The sequence below is a fragment of the Nocardioides sp. zg-1308 genome (assembly GCF_013155375.1).
GTDB classification, from domain to species: domain Bacteria; phylum Actinomycetota; class Actinomycetes; order Propionibacteriales; family Nocardioidaceae; genus Nocardioides; species Nocardioides renjunii.
Map to the genome: position 1 here is coordinate 1640478 of NZ_JABJQY010000002.1, position 22780 is coordinate 1663257.

Consider the following 22780-nt stretch of genomic DNA (forward strand, 5'->3'; position numbering starts at 1 on the left):
CACCCCGCCTGAAAGAATGAGCGCCCGAGCGGCGTGTAGCGTCGCCTCCTCAACTCCGAACCGGTGAAAGTTACCTGTGAAGCGCATATTCAAGGGTCCCTGGCTGTGGATCGTCCTGTCCGCCTTCGCGGTGCTGCTCGCGATCCAGTTCCTCGCGCCCAGCGACGGCTACGACGAGGTCGAGACCTCGACCCTCTCCACCTACATCTCCGACGGTGACGTCGAGGAGATCGAGTTCAACGGCGTCGACTACGAGATGCGCGCCACGCTCGACGACGGCGTCCGCGACAGCGGGGAGAAGGTCGTTGCCTCCTACGTCACCGGCCAGGAGGAGACGCTGATCGCGGCCGTGGAGGAGCAGGTCGACGAGGGGACCATCGAGTCCTACAAGGCCGAGACCCCCCAGCCGAGCTTCCTCGGCTCGCTGCTCGCGACCCTCCTGCCGTTCGCGCTCATCATCCTGCTCTTCATCTTCTTGATGAACCAGGCCCAGGGCGGCGGCGGACGCGGCGTCATGCAGTTCGCCAAGTCCAAGGCCAAGCTGATCACCAAGGACATGCCGAAGACGACCTTCAGCGACGTCGCCGGCTGCGAGGAGGCGATCGAGGAGCTCGGCGAGATCAAGGAGTTCCTCACCGACCCGGCCAAGTTCCAGGCCGTCGGCGCCAAGATCCCCAAGGGCGTCCTGCTCTACGGCCCTCCCGGCACCGGCAAGACCCTGCTCGCCCGCGCCGTCGCCGGCGAGGCCGGCACCCCGTTCTACTCCATCTCCGGCTCCGACTTCGTCGAGATGTTCGTCGGTGTCGGCGCGAGCCGCGTGCGCGACCTGTTCGAGCAGGCCAAGGAGAACGCACCCGCCATCGTCTTCATCGACGAGATCGACGCCGTGGGACGCCACCGCGGCGCCGGCATGGGCGGCGGCCACGACGAGCGCGAGCAGACCCTCAACCAGCTGCTGGTCGAGATGGACGGCTTCGACGTGCGCGGCGGGGTCATCCTGATCGCGGCCACCAACCGCCCCGACGTCCTCGACCCCGCGCTGCTGCGCCCGGGCCGCTTCGACCGCCAGATCCAGGTGGACGCCCCCGACCTCAACGGCCGCCACCAGATCCTCAAGGTCCACTCGCGCGGCAAGCCGATCGCGCAGGACATCGACCTGCTCAGCATCGCGCGCCGCACGCCCGGCTTCACCGGCGCCGACCTGGCCAACGTGCTCAACGAGGCCGCGCTCCTCACCGCTCGCGGCAACGCCAAGATGATCACCGACGAGGCCCTCGACGAGGCCATCGACCGCGTCATCGCCGGCCCGCAGCGTCGTACGCGCCTGATGAGCGAGCGCGAGAAGCTCATCACCGCCTACCACGAGGGCGGCCACGCCCTGGTGGCCGCGGCGCTGCCCGGCACCGACCCGGTGCACAAGGTGACGATCCTGCCGCGCGGCCGTGCGCTCGGCTACACGATGGTCCTGCCCGACCGCGACAAGTACTCCCAGACGCGCAGCGAGATGCTCGACTCCCTCGCCTACATGCTCGGCGGCATGGCCGCGGAGGCGCTGATCTTCCACGACGTCACGTCGGGCGCCGGCAACGACATCGAGAAGGCCACCAGCCTGGCCCGCGCGATGGTGACCCAGTACGGCATGACCGAGCGCCTCGGCGCGGTCAAGCTCGGCGACAGCAACTCCGAGCCGTTCCTGGGCCGCGACATGGGCCACACCCGCAACTACTCCGAGGAGACCGCCGCCGCGGTCGACGAGGAGATCAAGAAGCTGCTGGGCCAGGCGCACCAGGAGGCCTTCGAGATCCTCGAGACCAACCGTGACGTCCTCGACTCCCTGGTGCTGGCGCTCCTCGACAGGGAGACCCTCGACAAGGGCGAGATCGCCACGATCTTCGAGCCGCTCAACCGTCGGTCCGCGCGACCGGCCTGGACCGGCTCGCCGGAGCGGGTGCCCTCGACCATCCCGCCGGTCGACATCCCGCAGGAGATCCGCGACCGCGTGCACGCGGGCGCGCTCGCCCCGGAGTCCTCGGGCGGCGCCATCCTGACGCCCCCGGGTGCCGGTGGTGACATCCACGGCGCCCCCGAGCTCGGCCCGGACACCCCGACGCCGCCGCACCCGGACGCTCCGTGACCGACCCGATCACGGTCCCGGAGCGGGCGCCCGAGGAGGTGCCCGACTTCGACCACGAGCGAGCCGAGGCAGCCGTGCGCGAGCTGCTGGCGGCGATGGGGGAGGACCCCTCCCGCGAGGGCCTGCTCGACACGCCGGCGCGGGTCGCACGGGCGTACGCCGAGATGACGCTGGGCATGCGCCAGACGGCCCGCGACGTGCTGACCACCACCTTCGACATCGGCCACGAGGAGATGGTGCTGGTCCGTGACATCGAGCTGTGGTCGATGTGCGAGCACCACCTCGTGCCGTTCACCGGGGTCGCCCACGTCGGCTACATCCCCGCCGAGACCGGCAAGATCACCGGGCTGTCCAAGCTGGCCCGGCTCGTCGACGTCTACGCCCGGCGCCCGCAGGTGCAGGAGCGGCTGACCACCCAGGTCGCCGACTCGCTCATGGAGATCCTCGAGGCGCGCGGCGTGATCGTCGTGATCGAGGCCGAGCACCTCTGCATGACCATGCGCGGCGTGCGCAAGGCCGGCGCGCGCACGATCACCTCCGCGGTGCGCGGCGCGATGCTGACCAACCAGGCCACCCGCGCCGAGGCGATGGCGTTGATCTCGGGCACCAGGTGACCGAGGGCCGCCGCCCACGTGCTCCCCGGGTGATGGGGGTCGTCAACGTCACCCCGGACTCGTTCTCCGACGGCGGCCGATGGGACACCACCGAGGCGGCGGTGGACCACGGTCGCGCCCTCCTCGCCCAGGGGGCCGACCTGCTCGACATCGGCGGCGAGTCCACCCGCCCGGGCGCCACCCGCCCGCTCGTCGAGGAGGAGCTCGACCGGGTCGTGCCGGTGATCCGCGAGCTCGCCGCGAGCGGTGCGCTGCTGTCCGTGGACACGATGCGCTCCGAGGTCGCCGAGGCGGCGCTGGCCGCCGGGGCACGGATCGTCAACGACGTGTCGGGCGGCCTGGCCGACCCGCGGGTGCTCGACGTCGTCGCCGACCACGGCGCCTCCTACGTCGCCATGCACTGGCGCGCGCACGCCGACCGGATGCGCGACTTCGCCGACTACTCCCCGCACGGCGTGGTGGAGTCCGTACGCCGCGAGCTGGGCGACCGCCTCGAGGCGATCGAGGCGGCCGGGGTGCCGCGCGAGCGGGTCGTCCTCGACCCGGGCCTGGGCTTCGCCAAGGAGGGCCACCACAATTGGGAGCTGCTGGCCTCGCTCGGCTCGCTGCGCGAGCTGGGCTGCCCCCTGCTGGTCGGGGCGAGCCGCAAGTCCTTCCTCGGCCGGCTGCTCACCGTCGACGGCGAGCCGCGGCCCGTGGACGGGCGCGAATACGCCCACGCGGCCCTCGTCGCCCTGCTGGCCGCCCGCGGCGTCGACTGCCTGCGCGTGCACGACGTACGCGCCACGCGGGACGCGCTCGCCGTCGTCGCGGCGATGGGAGTGGCGATGGGCGAGTCCTCCGACGCCCCACAGGCTGACGCCACCGACCCGCTGTCCCACTGGGAGGACCACGCATGACCGACGAGCTGTCCGTGACGGGCATCGAGTGCTGGGCCCACCACGGCGTCTTCGACTTCGAGCGGCGCGAGGGGCAGACCTTCGTCGTCGACCTGGTGCTGGGGATCGACACGCGTCGCGCGGCCGCCACCGACGACCTGGTGGAGACGGTGAACTACGGCACCCTGACCGCCGACGTGAAGGCCGCCGTGGAGCGCGATCCGGTGGACCTGATAGAAACCGTCGCGCAACGCATCGCCGATGTGTGCCTGTTGGACACTCGTGTTGAATGGGCGCGAGTCACGCTCCACAAACCTGATGCACCCATCGACGCGACGTACTCGGACGTCGCGCTGACGATCACCAGAACGCGAGGCAACGCTCATGACTGAGACACCCAATCCCAACCTCGTGGATGCCGACTCCCTCACCGGAGAGATGCACCCGATCCGCCGGGTGGTGGTCGCTCTCGGATCCAACCTCGGTGAGCGGCTGTCGTCCCTGCAGGGAGCGGTGGACGCGCTCGCCGACACCCCCGACTTCTTCGTCACCGGCGTCTCGCCGGTCTACGAGACCGCCCCGGTCGACTCGCCCGACGGCTCCGGTCCCTACCTCAACGCAGTCGTCCTCGCCGACACCACGCTGCCCGCCGCGCGCCTGATGGAGCGCGCGCTGGCGATCGAGGACGCCTACGAGCGCGAGCGCAGCCACGTCCGCAACGCCCCCCGCACGCTCGACGTCGACCTCATCGTCGTCGGCGACCGCCGCTCCAACGAGGACTTCCTCCGCCTGCCGCACCCGCGCGCCCACGAGCGGGCGTTCGTGCTGCAGCCCTGGCACGACCTCGAGCCCGACGCCGTCTTCCCCGAGCGCGGCCCCATCGCCGACCTGCTGATGGCGGCGGACTCGACGGGAGTCAAGAAGCGCGACGACCTCACGCTCGAGGTCGAGTGACCCGCTGGTGAGCCAGCCCGGACCGGACGACGAGCCGTCGGAGCCACACGGGTCGCTGCGTCCGACGTCGGCGCGGGCGCTGACGACCTGCGCCGTGGTCGGGCTGGTCCTCGGGTGGGGGATCCACCCGCTGATGGTCCGCGTCGGTGGCAGCGCGCCGCTGGTCTCGTGGTCCCAGGCCCTCGCGCTGGTCCTCGTCGCGCTCATCATGTCCTTCCTCGCGTGGCACACGTGGCAGACGGTCCAGGTGCGCGGCGAGCGGCTCGAGCCGCACCAGGCGGTCAACCGCCTCGTCCTGGCCCGGGCGTGCGCGCTCGGCGGCACGCTGGTGGGCGCCGGCTACGTCGGCTACGCCGTCAGCTGGCTGGGTGACGACTCGCAGTACGCCGACCGCTGGATCCTGCGCGCCCTGGTGGCGGCGGTCGCCGGCGCGGTCGTGGCCCTCGCCTCACTGGCCCTCGAGCGTGCGTGTCGCGCGGACGGGGGCCGGCCGCAGGCCTAGGGTGGCGCCATGCCTTCCCAGCAGCCCCAGCAGTCACAGGCGTCCCGCGCGGCGGCACGTCGTCGCCAGCGCAGCACGCGCCTGGTCGTCGCCGTCGTCCTCCTCGCCGTCGCCGCCGCGGTCGTCGTGGCCGCGCTGGTGTCCTCGTCGGCCGGCCTGACCGCAGTCGCTGCCGTGGTGGCCCTCGTCCTCGGGGCCGCCGCCACCCGCATCACCCACTCCGAGCTCATGCAGGCCCGCCACGACGCCGCGCGCGACCGCGCCCAGCAGGCCCAGGACTACCGCGTCCTCACCGAGCAGCGCACCGAGGAGGCCGCCGCCTTCGCCGCCGACATGCGCCGCAAGATCGCCGACCGCGAGGAGGCGCTCGCCGTGCTCGAGCGCGCGCTGTCGACGGCCCAGAAGTCCGCCGCCGAGTCGCAGCTCAAGCGCGGCCAGGAAGCCCGTCGCGCCGACGCCGCCGAGCGTGGCCGCGAGATCGCAGAGCGGGGTCGTGACGACGCCGAGGGGCGCGCCGCCGAGGCCATCGTGATCGTCGCCGAGCTCGAGGCCGAGCTCGACGCCCTGCGCGCCACCGTCGCGCGCAGCGCCCACCGCAGCGCCTGACCGCCCTCCCTGTCTCACCGCCGGCCCGTGCTGCCCCGCCGGGCGGTGAGTGAGGCAGCTTCTCGTGACGCAGAACCTGCCTCACCCACCGCCGAGGCGATCGAGCGGTGAGTGAGGCAGCTTCTCGTGACGCAGAACCTGCCTCACGCACCGCCGAGGCGATCGAGCGGTGAGTGAGGCAGGTTTTCTGCATCCGGACCCTGCCTCACTCACCGCCGGGGTGGGCCGCGACGGCGTACGGAACAATGGCCGACCGTGATCCCCGAGGACAACAGGTTCGAGAGCGATCCCGCCGACGCGCTGCCCAAGGACCCGGGCCTGCCTCGCGGCTGGGTCGTCGAGGCACCTGACGGCGCCGACGCGGCCACCGTCGAGCGGCTGGCGGAGCTGCTGCGCGGCCACGAGCGCGCCGGCCGCGGCTGGGCGGGCTCGGGCACGGACGAGGTCCTCGTCGAGGTCTCCGAGCGCGGCCTGCTGATGCGGGAGAACGTCGTCGTGCGCGACCCGGACGGCGTCGTCCGGGCGTGGGGGAGCGTCCACGACCGCGCCGAGGGCCGGATGCTCCTCGTCCACATCGTCGACCGCGCGGTCGACGACGCGGTGGCCGACCGGTGCAGCGCCGTCCTCTTCGAGTGGGCTGAGGCGCAGGCGCGGGCAGTCGGCGCCGCGCGGGGGCTCGAGGTGCAGCAGATCGACACGGGCGCGTTCGCCGACGACGAGCGCCAGCACGCCTGGCTGGCCGCAGCCGGCTTCGAGAAGGTCCGCACCTGGTGGCAGATGAGCCGCTCCGTCGAGCCAGCGGAAGCGGAGCTGGTGCCCGACCCGGCGCGCTGGGAGCGCAAGGGCGTCGTCTTCCGCCTCGTCGAGCGGCAGGGCGGCCCGGACTCGGACGGCATGCCCGACGAGGCCGACCTGCGCGCGGTCCACGAGGTGCTCGAGGGGGCCTTCACCGACCACTTCAACTCCGCCGGGGAGACCTTCCAGGAGTTCATCCACCGCCTGCGCGAGGACCCCGGGCACCGCTGGGACCACTGGTGGCTCGCCGAGGTCGCGGACGAGGCGACCGGCGCGGTGGAGCCGGCCGGCGCGCTGGTCGGCAGCGTGAGCGAGTCCGCGACCGGCCCGGACGGGTCGTACGTCGCCTACCTCGGGGTCCTCGAGTCCGCCCGGGGCCGCGGCGTCGCCTCCGGCCTGCTCCGCACGATCATCGCCGACGCGGCCTCGCGCGGCCGCGACCGCGTCGGTCTCGAGGTCGACGCCGACTCCCCGACCGGCGCGGACGGGATCTACACCGCGATGGGCTGGGGCACCACGTACGTCACCGAGTCCTGGCACCGGGATGTGCCGGTCACGTAGCACGCGAGGAACGAGCGTGCCGGTCACGTAGCGCTAGGCGCGCAGGGACTCGCGCAGCGCCCGGTGCACCCCGGCCGGGGTGAGCACGCCGAGGAACGTCGGGCCGCGACGCACGCCGACCATCGGCTTGTCGTGGCGCAGCATCGCGGCGAGCGCCTCCTCGAGCGAGGAGTCGATGTCGATGGCCGAGCCGAGGTCACCGGTGGAGACGCCGTCGAGGGGCTCGAGGTGCTCCTCGCGCAGCCGGGTGACGGAGAGCCCGCGCAGCCCGCCGGCGCCCACGAAGTCGGCCACCTGGTCGTCGGCCGGGCGCGCGAGCAGCTCGACGGGGGTGGCGAACTGGGCGAGCCGGCCGCCGACGGCGAAGACGGCCACCCGGTCGCCCATGCGGATCGCCTCGTCGATGTCGTGGGTCACGAGCACCACGGTCTTGCCGAGCTCCTCCTGGAGCCGGCGGAACTCGTCCTGCAGCCCGCGGCGCACCACGGGATCGACGGCGCCGAACGGCTCGTCCATCAGCAGGACCGGCGGGTTGGCCGCCAGCGCCCGCGCGACGCCGACGCGCTGGCGCTGCCCGCCCGAGAGCTCGTGGGGGTAGCGGCGGGCGTACTGCTCGGGGTCGAGCCCGACCGTCGCGAGCAGCTCGTGGGCCCGCTCGCGGGCGGTGGCCTTCGACTCGCCGTAGAGCAGCGGCACCGTCATCACGTTCTGCTCGATGCGCTGGTGGGGGAACAGGCCGATCTGCTGGATGACGTAGCCGATGCCGCGCCGCATCGCGACCGGATCCTCCCCGGTGACGTCGTGGCCGTCGAGCCAGATGCGGCCGGTGGTCGGCTCGATGAGCCGGTTGATCATCTTCAGCGTCGTCGACTTGCCGCAGCCCGACGGGCCCACGAGGCAGACCATCTCGCCGCGGCCGACGTCGAGGTCGAGCTCGTGCACGGCGACGGTGCCGTCGGGATAGGTCTTGCCGACCCCCTCGAGGCGGATCATCGCGTCACTCGAGCCGGTGGCCCCGCCGGTCCTCGCGGGTGGCGTCGATCCGGCGACCGAGGCGGTAGCGTCCATGCTCGTGACACTACTGGTGAGCGCGGCGGAGCCGAGCTGTTACAGCCGGTTCGTCAACGAGTGGTTCTGCTGGCAGTACGTCGAGGACCGGCACGAGCAGATCACCGACGCGCTCGTCCAGCACGTCGCCATCACCCTCGCCGCGCTGGCGCTCGGCGTGGTGCTGGCCTTCCCGCTCGCCCTGCTCGCCCGCCGCTACACGCGGCTCGAGTCGGCGGTGCTCGGCTTCAGCGCCGGGCTCTACACGATCCCGTCGCTCGCGCTGCTGCCGTTGCTGGTGCCCTTCACCGGGCTCTCCCCGGCGACCGTGGTCATCGGGCTCGGGCTCTACGCGCTGACGATCCTGGTGCGGGCGCTGCTCGACGGCCTGCGCTCGGTGCCCGACGAGGTGCGCGAGGCGGCGCGCGGGCTGGGCTACGGCCGGGCGCGGATGCTGACCCGCGTCGAGCTGCCCCTCGCGCTGCCGGTCGCGATGGCCGGGCTGCGCGTCGCGGCGGTGTCGACGATCGCGCTCACGACCGTCGGCACCCTGGTGTCCTACGGAGGGCTCGGCAACCTCATCTCGCACGGTGTCGCCCGCGACTTCCGCGCCGAGCTCATGACCGCGGCCGTGCTGTGCGTGGTCCTCGCGCTGGTGCTGGACGTCCTGCTCGTGGTGCTGCAACGGGTGCTGACGCCGTGGACGGCGGGGACGCGCTGATGGAGCTCTTCGCCGAGACCTGGCAGTACCTCCTCGACCCCGACAGCTGGACGGGCGCCGGCGGGTTCGTGGCCCGGCTGCTCGAGCAGCTGCTGCTCACCGCCACGGCGCTCGTCGCCGCCATGCTGCTCGGACTGCCGCTCGCGCTGTGGCTGGGCCACATCGGTCGCGGCGGCTTCCTCGCCGTCAACGTCTCCAACGTCGGCCGTGCGGTCCCCACCTTCGCCCTGCTCGCGCTGCTGGTGGCCGCCGACTGGCCCGGCTCCGCCGACTTCGGTCCCTACGGGCGCGCCGGCCTGGCCACCCTCATCGCCCTGGTCCTCTTCGCCCTGCCGCCGCTCATCACCAACGGCTACGTCGCGATGCGGGAGGTGTCGCCCGACGTGCTGGAGGCCGCCGACGGCATGGGGATGTCGTCGGCGCAGCGCTTCCGGCGGGTCGAGCTGCCGCTCGCGCTGCCGGTGGTCGCCTCGGGCGTACGCCTCGCGCTGGTGCAGGTCTGGGCGACGGCCACCATCGCGGCGCTGGTCGCGGGGCCCGGTCTCGGCCGGATCATCACCGAGGGATTCGCCCGCAACGACTACGCCCAGGGGATGGCCGGCGCGGTCGTCGTCGCCGTCGTCGCGCTGGTGCTGGAGGTGGTCGCCGCGGCCCTGCAGCGGGCGGTCGACCCCATGCCGCGGGGTCCGTCACCGGATCGTGATGAGGCGTTGTCGGTGCGCTCGGCTACGGTGACGGAGGCCCCCACCGGGGGCTGAGCGGCACCGCTCGCATCACCGGACACGCGTGGCTCGGCCACGGGACACAGAAGGTTGAAGGACATGCACGTACGACGTCCGCTCATGGCAGTGACCGGCTTGGCGCTCGCCGCCCTGCTGGCCGGCTGCGCCGGCGACGACCTCGCCGAGGACAACGACGACCCCACCACCTCGGGCTCCGGCTCGGGCGGCTCCGGCGAGGGCACCTCCGTGGTGATCGGCAGCCAGAGCTTCGACGAGGCAGCCCTCGTCACCGCGATGTACCAGGAGGTCCTCGAGGCCGAGGGCTACGAGGTGGAGACCCGCCTGGTCGACACCCGCCCGGTCTACCTCAACGAGATGCCCGACGCCGTCCAGATCGCGCCGGAGTACGTCGCCGGCATCGTCGACCAGCTCAACACCGACGCCAACGGTCCCGACGCCGAGCCGCTCTCCACCAGCGACGCCCAGGAGACGATCGACGCCGGGGCGACCCTGCTGGAGGAGAAGGGCATCACGCTGCTCGAGCCCTCGGAGGCGTTCTCCGCCAACGGCTACTTCGCCAGCCAGGAGTTCTCCGACGCCGAGGGCGTCACCAAGCTGTCCGACCTCGAGGGGCAGGCGGTCACGCTCGCCGCCGCGCCGGACTGCAAGGGCCGCACCGACTGCGAGAAGGGCCTCGTCGACACCTACGGCATCGACATCACCCTCGAGCCGCTGGGCTACGCCTCGACCGAGACGTTCCAGGCGGTGCTCGACGGTGAGGCCCAGATCGGCCAGACCAGCACGCTCGACGGCACCCTGGAGGACCAGGGCCTGCTGCTGCTCGAGGACGACAAGGGCATCCAGCCCGCGCAGAACCTCGTCCCGGCCGTGTCGTCGGACTTCCTCGCCGACCACCCGGACGTCGAGGGCACCCTCAACGACCTGATGGCCGCGCTCGACAACGAGACGCTCGGCCAGCTGCTCGTCCAGGTCCAGATCGACCGCGAGGAGCCGGCCGCCGTCGCGCAGGAGTTCCTCGAGTCCGAGGGCCTGCTCTGATCCAAGCCTGACCGTTCAGCCTCGCCGTTCACCACGGTGTGCAGCCGCCTGGGCACGTCCCTCGATCACGTGACCGAGGGGAGTGCCCGCGGTCTGCACACCGTGGTGAAGCAGCAGCGTCGTGAAGCAGCAGCGTGGTGGAGCGGCAGCGCGACGGGGGACCGCCGACGGGGCCGAGCTCACACCTCGTGCTCCCGCAGCGCCAGCGCCTCGGGCGGCACGGTGCTGTCGTCGAGCACCGTGTGCGGCACCGAGAGCCGCCAGGCGCCGGTGGCGACGTCCTGCACCCGGGGTGCCGGGCCGTCGAGCGTCCCCGCCCACTCCATCAGCGAGACCACGTCCGCGCGCCGGTCCTCGGCGACCAGCCACCCCGCCAGCCGGTGCACCGGCGGCAGCCCGCTGTGCACCAGCGAGCGCTGCCCCCACAGCTCGAGCACCCCGGCGCGCAGCAGCCGCCACCACGGGTCGGGAGCCCCCGGCACGAGCAGGAAGTAGCGCCACAGGTCGCCGGCCAGCACCCGGTCGACGAAGACCTGCTCGACCTCAGCCGAGCCGTGCGCGCGTACGGACGCCAGTGCCTGCCGCTTGGTCTCCCACCGGTCGGCGAGGTCCTCCATCGACGACGCGCGGCTCTGGGTGATCGAGCCCTCCCGGATGCGCCAGCGGTAGACCACCTCGTCGAGCACGTCGAACGACCCGTCGAGGAACGACCGGGTGGTGGTGGGCTGGTCCTCGTAGCGCAGGCCCTCGGGCCACGCCAGGCCCGCCGCGTCCCAGAAGGACCGGCGCCACACCTTGTTCCAGGCGAAGACGTCGCCGAGGATCTCGGGCCGGTCCTCGATCCGCGCGCCCCGCAGCGGCCGGTGCAGCCGGCGCATCCACGGCGGCTCGACCAGCCGGTCACCCTCCCAGCGCACCACCGACCCGGTCGCGAAGTCGGAGCCCGACCGCTGGAGGGCCCCGACGAGGTCGGCGTACGCCGTCGGCGGCAGGACGTCGTCGGAGTCGAGGAACGCGAGGTAGTCGCCGCGCACGTGCGCGACGCCGAGGTTGCGGGCCGCGCCGAGGCCGCCGTTGGCCGAGTGCACGACGCTGATGCGGCTGTCCCGGCGTGCCCACTCGTCCGCGATCTCGCCGGTCCGATCGGTCGCGCCGTCGTCGACGACCACCGCCTCCCACCGCGTGTGCGTCTGCGCCAGCAGCGAGCGGACGCAGTCGTCGAGGTAGTCCTCCACGCCCCAGGCGGGGACCACCACGCCGAGGAGGGGAGCCCGGGAGAACAGCCGCTTCATGTCGCGCGAGCCTAGTGGTGCGCGGCTCGGGAGCCGGGCCCGCCGGTAGGCTGCCCGCCGTGACCGAGCAGCCCAGAGCGATCGACGAGATGAACCCCGACGGAGTGCCGCGGAAGGTCCTCTTCGTCGCCGGCGCCGGGCGCAGCGGCACCAGCACGCTCGCCGGCATCGTCTCCCGCCTCGGCATGCACGTACCGCTGCCGGAGGTGCCGCCGGACGACTCCAACCCCCGCGGGTTCAGCGAGCCGCAGTGGGTCGTCGACGTCCACGACCAGTGGCTCGCCGAGGCCCTCGTGCAGGTCAGCGACTCGCGGCCCACGGCGTGGTTCGACACCGGCCGCATCTGCAGCCGCGAGCCCGCCCGGATCCGGGTCAGCGAGTGGCTCGAGCCGCACTTCGCCGAGCACCCCGAGCTCGTCGTCAAGGACCCCCGGCTGAGCTGGTTCCTCGGCCTGTGGCGCGTCGCCGCGATCCGTACGGGCGCGACGCCGGTCTTCGCCACCATGCTCCGCCCGCCGGCCGAGGTGGTCGGCTCCAAGCAGAAGTACTACGCCAACAAGCTCGGCTCGGCGCACCTCGCGGCCAGCTGGGTCAACATGCTGCTCCACACCGAGCGGGCGACGCGGCCGCCCGAGGGCGACGGCGGGCGCGTGTTCGTCCGCTACGAGGACCTGCTCACCGACTGGGTGCGCACCAGCACGGCCCTGGGCCACGCGCTGGGGCTGCAGACGATCATCCACACGCGCAGCGACCAGATCCGCGAGGTACACCGCTTCATCGACCCGAACCTGCGCCGCGTCACCGCCACGCTCGACGACCTCGCCCTGCCCCGGCGCCTCCACGAGCTGACCGGCCAGACGTGGGAGGAGCTCAACAAGCTCGCCGACGAGGGCGGCGACACCGCTCAGGCGCGCGCCACCTTCGACCAGCTCCGCGAGGAGTACGTCGACCTCTACGAGGAGGCCGCCGCGATCAGTCGCTCGAGCTCGGTCCACGCCCGCCTGCAGGGTCGCCGGCAGGCGCTCGCCGAGTCCGCCGCCGAGGCGCCGTCGCGGTCGCTGGCCGACCGCGTGCCCCACGACGTGCGCGCCGCGATCCCGCCGTCGGTGCGTCGCGGGGTCCGCAAGGCGCTCGGGCGCGAGCGGGACGACCGGTGACGGTCCCCATCGGCTCCGGTCACGGCCTGACCAACATCGAGGGGCACGCCGACTTCGACATCGTCTGGCCGTGGAACCAGCCCGGCGGGCTCCGCCGCGGGGCGACCGCGGTGCTGCGCGTGAAGAACGAGGCGCCGGGCCTGCGCTTCGTGCTGCCGCCGCTGCTGCGCGCCTGTGACCACGTCCTGCTCGTCGACAACGGTTCCGACGACGGCACGGGCGAGGAGGCCCTGCGGGTCGCGGCCGAGCACGGCCTCTCCGACCGGTTCACGCTGAAGGAGTACCCCTTCCAGGTGGCCCGCGCGGGTGCCGAGCACCTCGCGGTCAACGAGCGCTCGGTGCACTCCCTCGCCTACTTCTACAACTGGTGCTTCTCCCACGTCCGCACCCGCTACTCCTGGAAGTGGGACGGAGACATGGTCCTGACGACCGAGGGCGAGGTCTCGATGGCCGACCTGTCCTGGCAGGTCGGGATGGCCGAGGCCGTCATCCGCTTCCCGCGCCACGGGCTCTACATCGAGTCCGAGAGCCGGGCCTTCCTCGACCTCGGGCTGCGCAACATCGAGGAGTGGGGCTTCCCGATGAGCCCCGACTACGTCTACACCAAGGCTCCCGAGTGGGAGATCCGCACGACCCCGGAGCGGATCGAGATGTTCGCGCTGCCGCAGGGCCTGTGCGTCGAGCTCAAGTGGCTCGACGGCGACGAGTTCGCCCACTGGACCAACCCCGAGTCGTTCGCGACCTCGATCCGCAACCGCCGCAAGCGTCGCGAGTGGCTGGTCTGGAACGCGCTCCACTCCGGCGAGGTGCCCGAGGGCGTCGTCGAGATCGTCGCGCCCGAGGGCGTGCACGTGGTCGACCACGTCACCCACGCCTGGCTGCCGCGTGCCCCGCGGCCGTTCGTGGTCGACGACCCGGACCACGCGAGGCTGCACCTGCGCGCCTGAGGCACCGCCCGTTGCCGGCGACTCCCCCTCCGTGACCCGGTTCACAGGCTGATCGGGCATACGGGTCCGCTGCGCGACGGTTCCACCGGTCTATGGTCCTCGTGGCCTTGGTCGAGTTTGCGCAGTGACTTAGTTGAGTTATGGCGCGCGCGGACCGGGCCCACCGCCGCGTACGTCGAAAGGCTCCACCATGTCCTCCGAGCTCCCCCAGATCGCGCCGCCCTCCTCGCGGCGCACGCCCGTCATCATCGGCATCGCCGTGCTGGCGGTCCTCGCCGTCGTCGCCGGCGTCCTGTGGTCGCGCGGCGGTGACGAGGCCGGCGCCGCCGGCGGCGAGGAGAACGCGAAGGTGGTGCTGGGCACCGTCGGGGCGAGCGACCCCTACTGGCAGGTGCTCGTGGACGCTGCCGCGGAGGAGGGCATCGACGTCGAGGTCAAGGACTTCGCCGACTACACCCAGCCCAACCCCGCGCTGAGCGAGGGCGAGCTGGACGTCAACCAGTTCCAGCACCTCGTCTACCTCGCCGAGTACAACGTCGCCAACGACGACGACCTCGTCCCGCTCGGCTCGACCGCGATCTACCCGCTCGGCCTCTACTCCACCAAGGTCGACTCCGTCGAGGAGATCCAGGACGGCGACACCGTGGTCGTGCCCGACGACGACAGCAACCAGGCCCGCGCGCTGCTCATCCTCCAGTCGGCCGGCCTGATCACCCTCGAGGACGGCGGCAGCATCTACTCCACGCTCGCCGACATCGACGAGAGCGCGTCCCGGGTCGAGGTCAAGGCCATCAAGGCCGACCTCACGCCGACCTCGCTGCCCGACGTCGCCGCGGCGATCGTCAACAACGACTTCGTGGAGAAGGCCGGCCTGGAGTTCGAGGACGCCCTGGCCACCGACGACGCCGACGACCCCAAGGCGCTGCCGTACGTCAACGTGTTCGCGGTCCGCGCCGAGGACCGGGACGACCCCACGCTGGCCAAGCTCGTCGAGGTCTACCAGACGACGCAGGCCGTGCTCGACGGGGTCCAGGACGTCTCCGGCGGCACCGCCGAGCTCGTCCAGGTCCCCCAGGACGAGCTCCAGGCGGCCCTCGACGAGGTCGTGGCCGACACCGAGGCCCGCCAGTAGTCCGCGGCGCCCCGCACGCCGTACGAGGAGGAGGAGCCCCGATGCCACTCGTGGAGATGACCGACGTCCACAAGACCTTCCCCGCCGCTCGCGGCGGGGCCGCGGTCGAGGCGATCCGCGGCGTCGACCTGAGCGTCGAGGCCGGCGAGATCGTCGGCATCGTGGGCTACTCCGGCGCCGGGAAGTCCACCCTCGTGCGGCTGATCAACGCGCTCGAGACCACGACCTCCGGCAGCGTCCGCGTCGGGGGCCGCGAGGTCACCGACCTCGGCGAGCGCGAGCTCCGCGAGGTCCGGCTCGGCATCGGGATGATCTTCCAGCAGTTCAACCTGTTCCGCTCGCGCACCGTGTGGGGCAACATCGCCTACCCGCTGCAGGTGGCCGGCGTGCCGGGCGCCGAGCAGAACAAGCGGATCTCGGACCTGCTGCACTTCGTGGGCCTCGCCGACAAGGCGCACAGCCACGTCGACGAGCTCTCCGGGGGCCAGAAGCAGCGGGTCGGCATCGCCCGCGCGCTGGCCACGAACCCGAGCCTGCTGCTCGCGGACGAGGCGACCAGCGCCCTCGACCCCGAGACCACCCAGGAGGTGCTGGCCCTCCTGCGCCGGGTCAACCGCGAGCTCGGCATCACCATCGTGGTGATCACCCACGAGATGGACGTCGTGCGCAGCCTGGCCCACCGCGTCGTCGTGATGGAGGCCGGGCGCATCGTCGAGGAGGGGCCGGTGGTGCGGGTGCTGTCCGACCCCCAGCAACCGGTCACGCGGCGCTTCGTCGCGACCATCGTCGACGACGAGCCCGACGCCGAGGCGCTCGCCGCGCTGCACGCCCGTCACGCCGGACGCTTCGTGAAGCTCGCCTTCCGCGGCGACGAGGTCCGCCAGAGCGACGTGTTCGCGGAGCTGCTGCGCCACGGCGTGCGCTTCGAGCTCGTCTACGGCGGGATCGAGGAGGTCCAGGGCGAGACGTTCGGCAACCTGACGCTGGCGCTCGAGGGCGACCCCACTGCCGTCGATGCCGCGGTGGGCGCCGTCCGCGACCTCGTCCCGACCACGGAGCTGGCCCGATGACCGCCCTCGCGATCGACACCAACATCGGCGAGCTCTGGCCGCTCGTGTGGCAGGCGACCTACGAGACGCTCTACATCGTCGCGCTCACCCTCGGGCTGGGCGGCGTGCTCGGCCTGCTGCTCGGCCTGGCGCTGTACGTCACCCGCCGCGGCGGGCTCTACGCCAGCCGCCCCGCCAACGTCGTGCTCAACGTGCTGGTCAACTTCTTCCGGCCGATCCCGTTCGTCATCTTCATCGCCGCGGTGCAGCCGCTGGCGCGGGTGGTCGTCGGCACCGGCATCGGCAACCCGGCGATCATCTTCGCGCTGACGCTCGCGGCCACCTTCGGCATCAGCCGCATCGTCGAGCAGAACCTCGTCACGGTCGACCCCGGCGTCATCGAGGCGGCCCGGTCGGTCGGCGCGAGCCGCGCCCGGATCATCCGCACGGTCGTGCTGCCCGAGGCGCTGGGCCCGCTGGTGCTGGGCTACACCTTCGTCTTCGTGGCGATCGTCGACATGACCGCCGTCGCCGGCGTGGTCGGCGGCGGCGGGCTGGGCAACTTCGCCCTGCAGTACGGATTCCGTCAGTTCGACGCCGTCGTGACGTGGACGGCGGTGCTCATCATCGTCGCGCTCGTCCAGGTCGTGCAGCTGGCGGGCAACGTCCTCGCCCGCCGCGTGCTGCGGCGCTGATCCCGCACGTCTGCTCCGCTCACCGGCTGTCGTGGCCCGGTCGATCACGTGGCGTGCGTCACGCCCGCTGGCGTTCCACCACGGAATCCGCAGGCGTAGGCTCGAGGTTGATCGCAGTAGATCGGTACCCGCGAGGGACTGAAACGAAGAGGTCGACATGACGAAGCACCGCATCGGCGTGGTCGGAGCAGGGCGGGTGGGCGCCGTACTGGCAGCCGGGTTCCGCGCCTCGGGCCACGAGGTCGTCGCCGCCGCCGGCGAGTCCGACGCCTCCCGTCGCCGCATCGCCGAGCTGCTGCCGGGCGTCCACGCCGCCAAGCCGACGGACGTCGCCCGTGCGAGCGACCTGCTCCTCCTGACGGTCCCCGACGACATGCTGTCCAACGTCGTCACCATGCTCGTGGCCAGCGGTGCCGTGCGGGAGGGCCAGCTCGTCGTGCACACCAGCGGACGGCACGGCCTCGCCGTCCTCGAGCCCGCCCGCGCGGCGGGCGCGACCACCATCGCGATGCACCCCGCCATGACGTTCACCGGCACCGAGGTCGACCTGCCGCGACTGTCGGGCTGCGTCTTCGGCGTGACCGCCGACGACGCCGACCGCGCCCTCACCGAGGCTCTCGTCGCCGACCTCGGCGGCCGCCCGATGTGGGTGCCGGAGTCGCGCCGCACGCTCTACCACGCAGGCCTCGCCCACGGCGCCAACCACCTCGTCACCCTCGTGGCCGAGGCGATGGAGATCCTCTCCGCCGCCGGTGCGGAGGACCCCGCCGCCACGCTGCGGCCGCTGCTGACCGCCGCTCTCGACAACGCGCTCGAGGACGGCGACGCCGCCCTCACCGGCCCGATCGTCCGGGGCGACGTGGAGACCGTGCGCGCCCACCTCGCCGACCTCGTCGCGACGGCGCCGCAGACGCTGCCGTCCTACGTCGCGATGGCCCGCGCGACGCTCGACCGGGCCGTCACCGACGGCCGGCTGCTGCCCATCCGGGCCGCGAAGATGCTCCGGGTCCTGCAGGCCGCCGAGGCCGGCACCCGCGCGGGCGCCGAGCACCGATGACCGCAGCCCCCGTCCTCGCGTCCACCCGCGAGGAGCTCTCAGCCCTGCTCGACGGCGCCCGCAGGTCCGGCGGACGCGTCGCGTTCGTGCCGACGATGGGTGCCCTCCACGAGGGCCACGCCAGCCTGATGCGTGCCGCGCGCGCAGCGACGGACGGTCCGCTCGTCGTGAGCATCTTCGTCAACCCGATGCAGTTCGCCCCGACGGAGGACCTCGACCGCTACCCCCGCACGCTCGACGCGGACCTCGAGGTCTGCGCGGCCGAGGGCGTCGACGTGGTCTTCGCGCCGGGCGTCGAGGAGATGTACCCCGGCGGGTTCAGCCACGACTCCGTCCGCGACGGCGTCACCGTCGCGCCGGGGTCGGTCGCCACGATCCTCGACGGCGCCTCCCGGCCGGGTCACTTCGACGGCGTCCTGACCGTCGTCGCCAAGCTCTTCGGCCTGGTCCGCCCCGACGTCGCGGTCTTCGGTCAGAAGGACTACCAGCAGCTCGTCCTGATCCGGCGGATGGTCCGCGACCTGTGCCTGGGCATCGACGTCGTCGGCGCGGAGACGGTGCGGGAGCCCGACGGACTGGCCCTCTCGAGCCGCAACCGCTACCTCGACGCCGACCAGCGGCGGACCGCGCTGGCCCTGAGCCGGGCGCTGCGGGCCGCGCAGGAGCGGGCGGCGTACGGCGTGCCCGCGGCGCGCTGGGCCGCGATGGCGGTGCTCAAGGCCGAGCCGGGGCTGGAGCTCGACTACCTCGCCCTCACCGGGCCCGACCTCGGCGAGCCGCCGGAGACCGGCGAGGGCCGGGTCCTGGTGGCGGCGCGGGTCGGCACCACCCGGCTGATCGACAACGTGCCGGTCGTCTTCGACCGCGCCACCCCTGACCTCATGACGGCGGGGACCGCGCCTGCGGCCTCGACCACCAGTGAAAGGAGCAGCTGATGCTGCGCACCATGATGACCTCGAAGATCCACCGGGCGACAGTGACGCAGGCCGACCTGCACTACGTCGGGTCGGTGACGGTCGACGAGGACCTGCTCGACGCCGCCGACCTGCTGCCCGGTGAGCTGGTCCACATCGTCGACGTCACCAACGGCGCCCGCCTCGAGACCTACACGATCGCCGGCGAGCGCGGCTCGGGCGTCATCGGCATCAACGGCGCCGCCGCGCGGCTCGTGCACCCCGGCGACACGGTCATCCTCATCGGCTACGGCCAGATGGAGACCGCCGAGGCCAAGGAGCACCAGCCGCACGTGGTGTTCGTCGACGGGGACAACAAGGTCCTGGCGACCGGCTACGACCCGGCCGAGACCTTCGGCGACGCCACGCTGAGCCGCGGCGACCTGCTGGCGCCCCGGCCCACTCGCTAGCCTGCACGGATGACTGCTCACCGGCCGGTCCCGGGCCGCCTCCGCGCGCCCGCCCCCGGCTGGGCCACCCGCGCCGACGTCGTGGTGGTGGGGTCCGGGATCGCCGGCCTCACCGCCGCGCTGCGCGTGCACGCGGCCGATCCGTCGCTGCGGCTGCTCGTCGTCACCAAGGACGTCCTCGCCGCCGGGTCGACCCAGTGGGCGCAGGGCGGCATCGCCGCGGCGCTCGGCCCCGAGGACACCCCGGAGCAGCACGAGCGCGACACGCTCGTCGCCGGCGCGGGGGCGTGCGACCCCGAGGCCGTCCGGGTCCTGGTGACCGAGGGCCCCGCGGCGGTGCACGAGCTGATCGCGCTCGGCACCCGCTTCGACCACCACCCCGACGGCGAGCTGTCGCTGACCCGCGAGGGCGGCCACCACCGTGACCGGATCGCCCACGCGGGCGGGGACGCGACCGGTGCGGAGATCCAACGGGCGCTGATCGCCGCCGTCGAGCGCGCGCCCGAGATCGAGGTCGTGCAGCACGCGCTGGCCGTCGACCTGCTCCTCGCCGCCGACGGCGGTGTCGCCGGGCTGACGCTCCACGTGCTCGGCGAGGGGCAGCGCGACGGCGTGGGCGCCGTGCACTGCCGCGCCGTGGTGCTCGCCTCAGGCGGGCTGGGCCAGGTGTTCAGCCAGTCCACCAACCCCAGCGTCTCGACCGGTGACGGGATGGCGCTCGCCCTGCGCGCGGGCGCGCGGGTCCGCGACCTCGAGTTCGTGCAGTTCCACCCGACCGTCATGTGGCTGGGACCCGACTCGCAGGGCCAGCAGCCGCTGATCTCCGAGGCCGTCCGCGGCGAGGGTGCCTTCCTGGTCGACGCCGAGGGCCGGCGCTTCATGCAGGGGCAGCACGAGCTCGCCGACCTCGCGCCCCGCGACGTGGTGGCCAAGGCCATCACCCGCCGGATGGTCGAGACCGGGCAGCCCCACGTGTGGCTCGACGCCAGACACCTCGGGCTACCCGCGAGCGCAGCGAGCCACCCCGGTGATCGAGCAGGCGGTGAGGAACGAGCCGCCGTATCGAGGTTCTGGGCCCGCCGGTTCCCCACCATCCTCCGCGTCTGCCGCGAGCACGGGGTCGACCCGGTCACGCAGCTCATCCCCGTCGCACCGGCCCAGCACTACGCCTCCGGCGGCGTCGCCACCGACCTGTGGGGACGTACGACCGTGCCCGGGCTCTACGCGACCGGCGAGGTCGCCTGCTCCGGCGTCCACGGCGCCAACCGGCTGGCGTCCAACTCGCTCCTCGAGGGGCTGGTCTTCTCCCGCCGGATCGCCGACGTCCTTCCGGCCGAGCTCCGCGGCTGGGCCGAGCCCGCCGAGGACGACCGGCGCGAGGGGCTGGTCTCGGGGGAGCGGCGCCGAGTGATGCAGGACCTGATGACCCACCGGGTGGGTGTCCTCCGGCACGCCGACGGCCTCTCCGACGCCCTCGACGTCCTCGGCACGCTCGACCCGGGCGACGCCGTCGTCGACCCCGCGGCCTGGGAGACGACCAACCTGCTGACCATCAGCACCGCGCTGGCCGCGGCGGCTGCGCTGCGCACGGAGACCCGCGGCTCGCACTGGCGCGAGGACCACCCCGAGCGCGACGACACGAGGGCCGGCCACGTCGACTCCTGGCTCGACGCGGACGGCACGGTGCGGGTGGAGTGGACCTACGCCCCCTCCACCGACCCCACGGAGGTCGTCGCATGACCACCCCACGACGTTCTTCTCCTCCGCTCCGCTCCTCCGAACAACGCCGCAGGGACCCCGCATGACGAGACCCAGCGACGTGCCGCAGGAGCTGCGCGACGAGCTCACCGCCGCCGGGCTCGACCTCGACCACGTGTGGGACGTGCTCCGGCGGGCGCTGTCCGAGGACCTCCCCGACCACCGCGCGGACGACCCGACCAGCTCCTCGACCATCTCGCCCGACGCCCGCGGCGAGGCCGTCTTCGCCGCCCGGGAGCCGGGGGTCGTGGCCGGCCTCGGCGTCGCCGCCGTCGCCTTCGTCATGGTCGGCGCGGACGCGACGATCAGCGACCGCCTGCCCGACGGCACCCGCGTCGAGCGCGGCGACGTCGTGATGCGGGTCGCCGGGCTCACCCAGCGCCTGCTGGTCGCCGAGCGCACCGCCCTCAACCTCGCCTGCCACCTCTCCGGCATCGCGAGCGCCACGGCGCGCTGGGTGGAGGCGCTCGAGGGCTCGCCGACGCGGGTGCTCGACACCCGCAAGACGCTGCCCGGCCTGCGCGCCCTGCAGAAGTACGCCGTGCGCTGCGGCGGCGGCGTCAACCACCGCACCAGCCTGCAGGACATGGCGATGGTCAAGGACAACCACGTCATCGCGGCCGGTGGTGTGCTCCCCGCGCTCGAGGCCATCCGGGGGCGGCACCCGGGGCTCCCGGTCGAGGTCGAGGTCACGACGCTCGATCAGCTCGAGGAGCTGCTCGCGCTGCCCGGGCCGCCGGAGCGGATCCTGCTCGACAACATGTCGGACGAGCTGATGACAGAGGCGGTCCGTCGTACGGCCGGGCGGGTGCCGCTCGAGGCCAGCGGCGGGATCACCCTCGAGCGCGCCGGCCGGATCGGCGCCACCGGGGTCGACTTCGTGTCCGTCGGTGCCCTGACGCACTCGGTCGTCGTGTTCGACATCGGGATGGACCTGGTCGACGGGCCGGGGACGAGCGCATGACACTGCTCGCCGCCGACATCCGCAACACCCACACGTTCGTCGGGCTGCTCGACGGCGACGAGGTCACCGCCCACTGGCGCGTGGCCACCGACGAGCGGCGCACCGCCGACGAGTGGTCGATGCTGCTCACGGGGTTGCTCGGCGAGCGTGCCGACGAGGTGGAGGGCATCGCCGTCTGCGCGACCGTGCCGGCCGTCCTGCACGAGTGGCGCGAGATGCTCGAACGCCATTTCGGTGACGTCACCGCCATCGTCGTCGAGCCGGGGGTCCGCACCGGCATCCCGGTCCTCATGGACAACCCCCGCGAGGTCGGTGCCGACCGGATCGTCAATTCCCTGGCCGCCGCAGCACTCCACGGGGGACCCGCGATCGTCGTCGACCTCGGCACAGCCACGACGTTCGACGTCGTCAATGCCAAGGGCCAGTACGTCGGCGGCGCCATCTGCCCCGGCATCGAGATCTCGCTCGAGGCGCTCGGGCGCCGTGGCGCGCAGCTGCGCACGGTCGAGCTGGCCCGTCCGCGCTCGGTGATCGCCAAGAACACCGTGGAGGCGTTGCAGAGCGGGATGGTGTTCGGCGTCGCCGCCCAGGTCGAGGGGCTCGTCGCGCGGATGATCGCCGAGCTCGGCGAGCCCGCCGAGAATGTCAGCGTGATTTCGACCGGGCATTTGGCGCCGTTGCTCACCGACGATTGTGGGTGTTTCACGATTCATTCACCGTGGCTCACCCTGCAGGGATTGCGACTGGTCTTCGAACGCAATTCCTGAATTGCG

The 22780-nt window shown here is 72.8% G+C and carries 24 protein-coding genes; 22 read left to right on the plus strand and 2 right to left on the minus strand.

The features are described from left to right. Positions 1 to 76 precede the first annotated feature (76 nt). The 8 genes from ftsH to HN031_RS09665 all read left to right on the plus strand — a co-directional run bounded on the left by ftsH (position 77) and on the right by HN031_RS09665 (position 7044). The gene (gene ftsH / locus HN031_RS09630; protein WP_172269381.1) at positions 77 to 2134 is read left to right on the plus strand and encodes an ATP-dependent zinc metalloprotease FtsH; all 2058 of its coding nucleotides are present in this window, start codon (positions 77 to 79) and stop codon (positions 2132 to 2134) included. After that, on the plus strand, positions 2131 to 2748 hold the full coding sequence (folE, locus tag HN031_RS09635; protein ID WP_172269383.1) for a GTP cyclohydrolase I FolE: 618 nt from the start codon (positions 2131 to 2133) through the stop codon (positions 2746 to 2748). The genes ftsH and folE overlap by 4 nt, the downstream gene beginning before the upstream one ends. 32 nt (positions 2749 to 2780) lie before the next feature. Then, the gene (gene folP, locus HN031_RS09640; RefSeq protein WP_172271544.1) at positions 2781 to 3647 is read left to right on the plus strand and encodes a dihydropteroate synthase; all 867 of its coding nucleotides are present in this window, start codon (positions 2781 to 2783) and stop codon (positions 3645 to 3647) included. Next, entirely contained in the window at positions 3644 to 4018 is a 375-nt protein-coding gene (gene folB / locus HN031_RS09645) for a dihydroneopterin aldolase (protein ID WP_172269385.1), read from the plus strand. Before folP ends, folB begins: the two co-directional genes overlap by 4 nt. Next, the gene (folK, locus tag HN031_RS09650; RefSeq protein ID WP_172269387.1) at positions 4011 to 4580 is read left to right on the plus strand and encodes a 2-amino-4-hydroxy-6-hydroxymethyldihydropteridine diphosphokinase; all 570 of its coding nucleotides are present in this window, start codon (positions 4011 to 4013) and stop codon (positions 4578 to 4580) included. The genes folB and folK overlap by 8 nt, the downstream gene beginning before the upstream one ends. 7 nt (positions 4581 to 4587) lie before the next feature. Next, positions 4588 to 5082 carry a DUF3180 domain-containing protein gene (locus HN031_RS09655; RefSeq protein WP_172269389.1) on the plus strand — a complete coding sequence of 165 codons (495 nt, stop codon included), beginning with the start codon at positions 4588 to 4590 and terminating at the stop codon, positions 5080 to 5082. 9 nt (positions 5083 to 5091) lie between these two features. Next, positions 5092 to 5688, plus strand: coding sequence for a hypothetical protein (locus HN031_RS09660; protein WP_172269391.1), 597 nt, complete (start codon positions 5092 to 5094; stop codon positions 5686 to 5688). Positions 5689 to 5943: 255 nt separating this feature from the next. Next, the gene (locus HN031_RS09665; protein WP_367650714.1) at positions 5944 to 7044 is read left to right on the plus strand and encodes a GNAT family N-acetyltransferase; all 1101 of its coding nucleotides are present in this window, start codon (positions 5944 to 5946) and stop codon (positions 7042 to 7044) included. Between the two features lie 33 nt (positions 7045 to 7077). Here the strand turns inward: HN031_RS09665 and HN031_RS09670 are convergent, their stop codons facing one another. Beyond that, entirely contained in the window at positions 7078 to 8037 is a 960-nt protein-coding gene (locus tag HN031_RS09670) for an ABC transporter ATP-binding protein (RefSeq protein ID WP_172271548.1), read from the minus strand. A 73-nt stretch (positions 8038 to 8110) separates the two neighbouring features. Here HN031_RS09670 and HN031_RS09675 point away from each other — a divergent pair, with 73 nt between their 5' ends. The 3 genes from HN031_RS09675 to HN031_RS09685 all read left to right on the plus strand — a co-directional run bounded on the left by HN031_RS09675 (position 8111) and on the right by HN031_RS09685 (position 10593). Further along, entirely contained in the window at positions 8111 to 8812 is a 702-nt protein-coding gene (locus tag HN031_RS09675; protein WP_172269393.1) for an ABC transporter permease, read from the plus strand. Further along, a complete protein-coding gene (locus HN031_RS09680) occupies positions 8791 to 9570 on the plus strand; it encodes an ABC transporter permease (RefSeq protein WP_367650715.1) in 780 nt (259 codons plus the stop codon). The genes HN031_RS09675 and HN031_RS09680 overlap by 22 nt, the downstream gene beginning before the upstream one ends. Positions 9571 to 9633: 63 nt before the next feature. Continuing rightward, entirely contained in the window at positions 9634 to 10593 is a 960-nt protein-coding gene (locus HN031_RS09685) for a glycine betaine ABC transporter substrate-binding protein (protein WP_172269395.1), read from the plus strand. A gap of 179 nt (positions 10594 to 10772) precedes the next feature. On the opposite strand, the gene HN031_RS09690 is transcribed toward HN031_RS09685, so the two are convergent. Beyond that, entirely contained in the window at positions 10773 to 11885 is a 1113-nt protein-coding gene (locus tag HN031_RS09690) for a glycosyltransferase family 2 protein (protein WP_172269397.1), read from the minus strand. 59 nt (positions 11886 to 11944) lie between these two features. Here HN031_RS09690 and HN031_RS09695 point away from each other — a divergent pair, with 59 nt between their 5' ends. The 11 genes from HN031_RS09695 (at position 11945) to HN031_RS09745 (ending at position 22774) form a co-directional block, all read left to right on the plus strand. Further along, positions 11945 to 13042: a sulfotransferase family protein gene (locus HN031_RS09695; protein WP_367650716.1), complete on the plus strand. Its 1098-nt coding sequence runs from the start codon at positions 11945 to 11947 to the stop codon at positions 13040 to 13042. Further along, entirely contained in the window at positions 13039 to 13989 is a 951-nt protein-coding gene (locus HN031_RS09700) for a hypothetical protein (RefSeq protein WP_172269399.1), read from the plus strand. The genes HN031_RS09695 and HN031_RS09700 overlap by 4 nt, the downstream gene beginning before the upstream one ends. A 190-nt stretch (positions 13990 to 14179) precedes the next feature. Further along, a complete protein-coding gene (locus HN031_RS09705; protein WP_172269401.1) occupies positions 14180 to 15121 on the plus strand; it encodes a MetQ/NlpA family ABC transporter substrate-binding protein in 942 nt (313 codons plus the stop codon). A gap of 41 nt (positions 15122 to 15162) precedes the next feature. Continuing rightward, positions 15163 to 16191 (plus strand): methionine ABC transporter ATP-binding protein, encoded by a 1029-nt coding sequence (locus HN031_RS09710; RefSeq protein ID WP_172269403.1) that lies wholly within the window; start codon positions 15163 to 15165, stop codon positions 16189 to 16191. Further along, complete coding sequence (locus HN031_RS09715) at positions 16188 to 16865, plus strand: methionine ABC transporter permease (protein WP_172269405.1); 678 nt, start codon at positions 16188 to 16190, stop codon at positions 16863 to 16865. Before HN031_RS09710 ends, HN031_RS09715 begins: the two co-directional genes overlap by 4 nt. Before the next feature lie 157 nt (positions 16866 to 17022). Next, positions 17023 to 17922, plus strand: a complete 900-nt coding sequence (locus tag HN031_RS09720; protein ID WP_172269407.1) for a Rossmann-like and DUF2520 domain-containing protein — start codon at positions 17023 to 17025, stop codon at positions 17920 to 17922. Further along, positions 17919 to 18857 carry a pantoate--beta-alanine ligase gene (gene panC, locus HN031_RS09725; RefSeq protein WP_172269409.1) on the plus strand — a complete coding sequence of 313 codons (939 nt, stop codon included), beginning with the start codon at positions 17919 to 17921 and terminating at the stop codon, positions 18855 to 18857. The genes HN031_RS09720 and panC overlap by 4 nt, the downstream gene beginning before the upstream one ends. Next, positions 18857 to 19285 (plus strand): aspartate 1-decarboxylase, encoded by a 429-nt coding sequence (panD, locus tag HN031_RS09730; RefSeq protein ID WP_172269410.1) that lies wholly within the window; start codon positions 18857 to 18859, stop codon positions 19283 to 19285. Before panC ends, panD begins: the two co-directional genes overlap by 1 nt. Positions 19286 to 19294: 9 nt before the next feature. After that, positions 19295 to 21025, plus strand: a complete 1731-nt coding sequence (locus HN031_RS09735) for an L-aspartate oxidase (protein WP_172269412.1) — start codon at positions 19295 to 19297, stop codon at positions 21023 to 21025. Positions 21026 to 21086: 61 nt separating this feature from the next. Beyond that, a complete protein-coding gene (gene nadC / locus HN031_RS09740) occupies positions 21087 to 22007 on the plus strand; it encodes a carboxylating nicotinate-nucleotide diphosphorylase (RefSeq protein ID WP_172269414.1) in 921 nt (306 codons plus the stop codon). Continuing rightward, the gene (locus tag HN031_RS09745) at positions 22004 to 22774 is read left to right on the plus strand and encodes a type III pantothenate kinase (protein WP_172269416.1); all 771 of its coding nucleotides are present in this window, start codon (positions 22004 to 22006) and stop codon (positions 22772 to 22774) included. Before nadC ends, HN031_RS09745 begins: the two co-directional genes overlap by 4 nt. The last annotated feature ends 6 nt before the right edge of the window (positions 22775 to 22780 follow it).

Coding starts and splice junctions, on each gene's coding strand:
- folP (WP_172271544.1), top strand. CDS start 2,781: ATGGGGGTCGTCAACGTCACCCCGGACTCGTTCTCCGACGGCGGCCGA.
- folB (WP_172269385.1), top strand. CDS start 3,644: ATGACCGACGAGCTGTCCGTGACGGGCATCGAGTGCTGGGCCCACCAC.
- folK (WP_172269387.1), top strand. CDS start 4,011: ATGACTGAGACACCCAATCCCAACCTCGTGGATGCCGACTCCCTCACC.
- HN031_RS09660 (WP_172269391.1), top strand. CDS start 5,092: ATGCCTTCCCAGCAGCCCCAGCAGTCACAGGCGTCCCGCGCGGCGGCA.
- HN031_RS09670 (WP_172271548.1), bottom strand. CDS start 8,037: ATGATCCGCCTCGAGGGGGTCGGCAAGACCTATCCCGACGGCACCGTC.
- HN031_RS09675 (WP_172269393.1), top strand. CDS start 8,111: ATGCTCGTGACACTACTGGTGAGCGCGGCGGAGCCGAGCTGTTACAGC.
- HN031_RS09685 (WP_172269395.1), top strand. CDS start 9,634: ATGCACGTACGACGTCCGCTCATGGCAGTGACCGGCTTGGCGCTCGCC.
- HN031_RS09690 (WP_172269397.1), bottom strand. CDS start 11,885: ATGAAGCGGCTGTTCTCCCGGGCTCCCCTCCTCGGCGTGGTGGTCCCC.
- HN031_RS09705 (WP_172269401.1), top strand. CDS start 14,180: ATGTCCTCCGAGCTCCCCCAGATCGCGCCGCCCTCCTCGCGGCGCACG.
- HN031_RS09710 (WP_172269403.1), top strand. CDS start 15,163: ATGCCACTCGTGGAGATGACCGACGTCCACAAGACCTTCCCCGCCGCT.
- HN031_RS09715 (WP_172269405.1), top strand. CDS start 16,188: ATGACCGCCCTCGCGATCGACACCAACATCGGCGAGCTCTGGCCGCTC.
- HN031_RS09720 (WP_172269407.1), top strand. CDS start 17,023: ATGACGAAGCACCGCATCGGCGTGGTCGGAGCAGGGCGGGTGGGCGCC.
- panC (WP_172269409.1), top strand. CDS start 17,919: ATGACCGCAGCCCCCGTCCTCGCGTCCACCCGCGAGGAGCTCTCAGCC.
- panD (WP_172269410.1), top strand. CDS start 18,857: ATGCTGCGCACCATGATGACCTCGAAGATCCACCGGGCGACAGTGACG.
- HN031_RS09735 (WP_172269412.1), top strand. CDS start 19,295: ATGACTGCTCACCGGCCGGTCCCGGGCCGCCTCCGCGCGCCCGCCCCC.
- nadC (WP_172269414.1), top strand. CDS start 21,087: ATGACGAGACCCAGCGACGTGCCGCAGGAGCTGCGCGACGAGCTCACC.
- HN031_RS09745 (WP_172269416.1), top strand. CDS start 22,004: ATGACACTGCTCGCCGCCGACATCCGCAACACCCACACGTTCGTCGGG.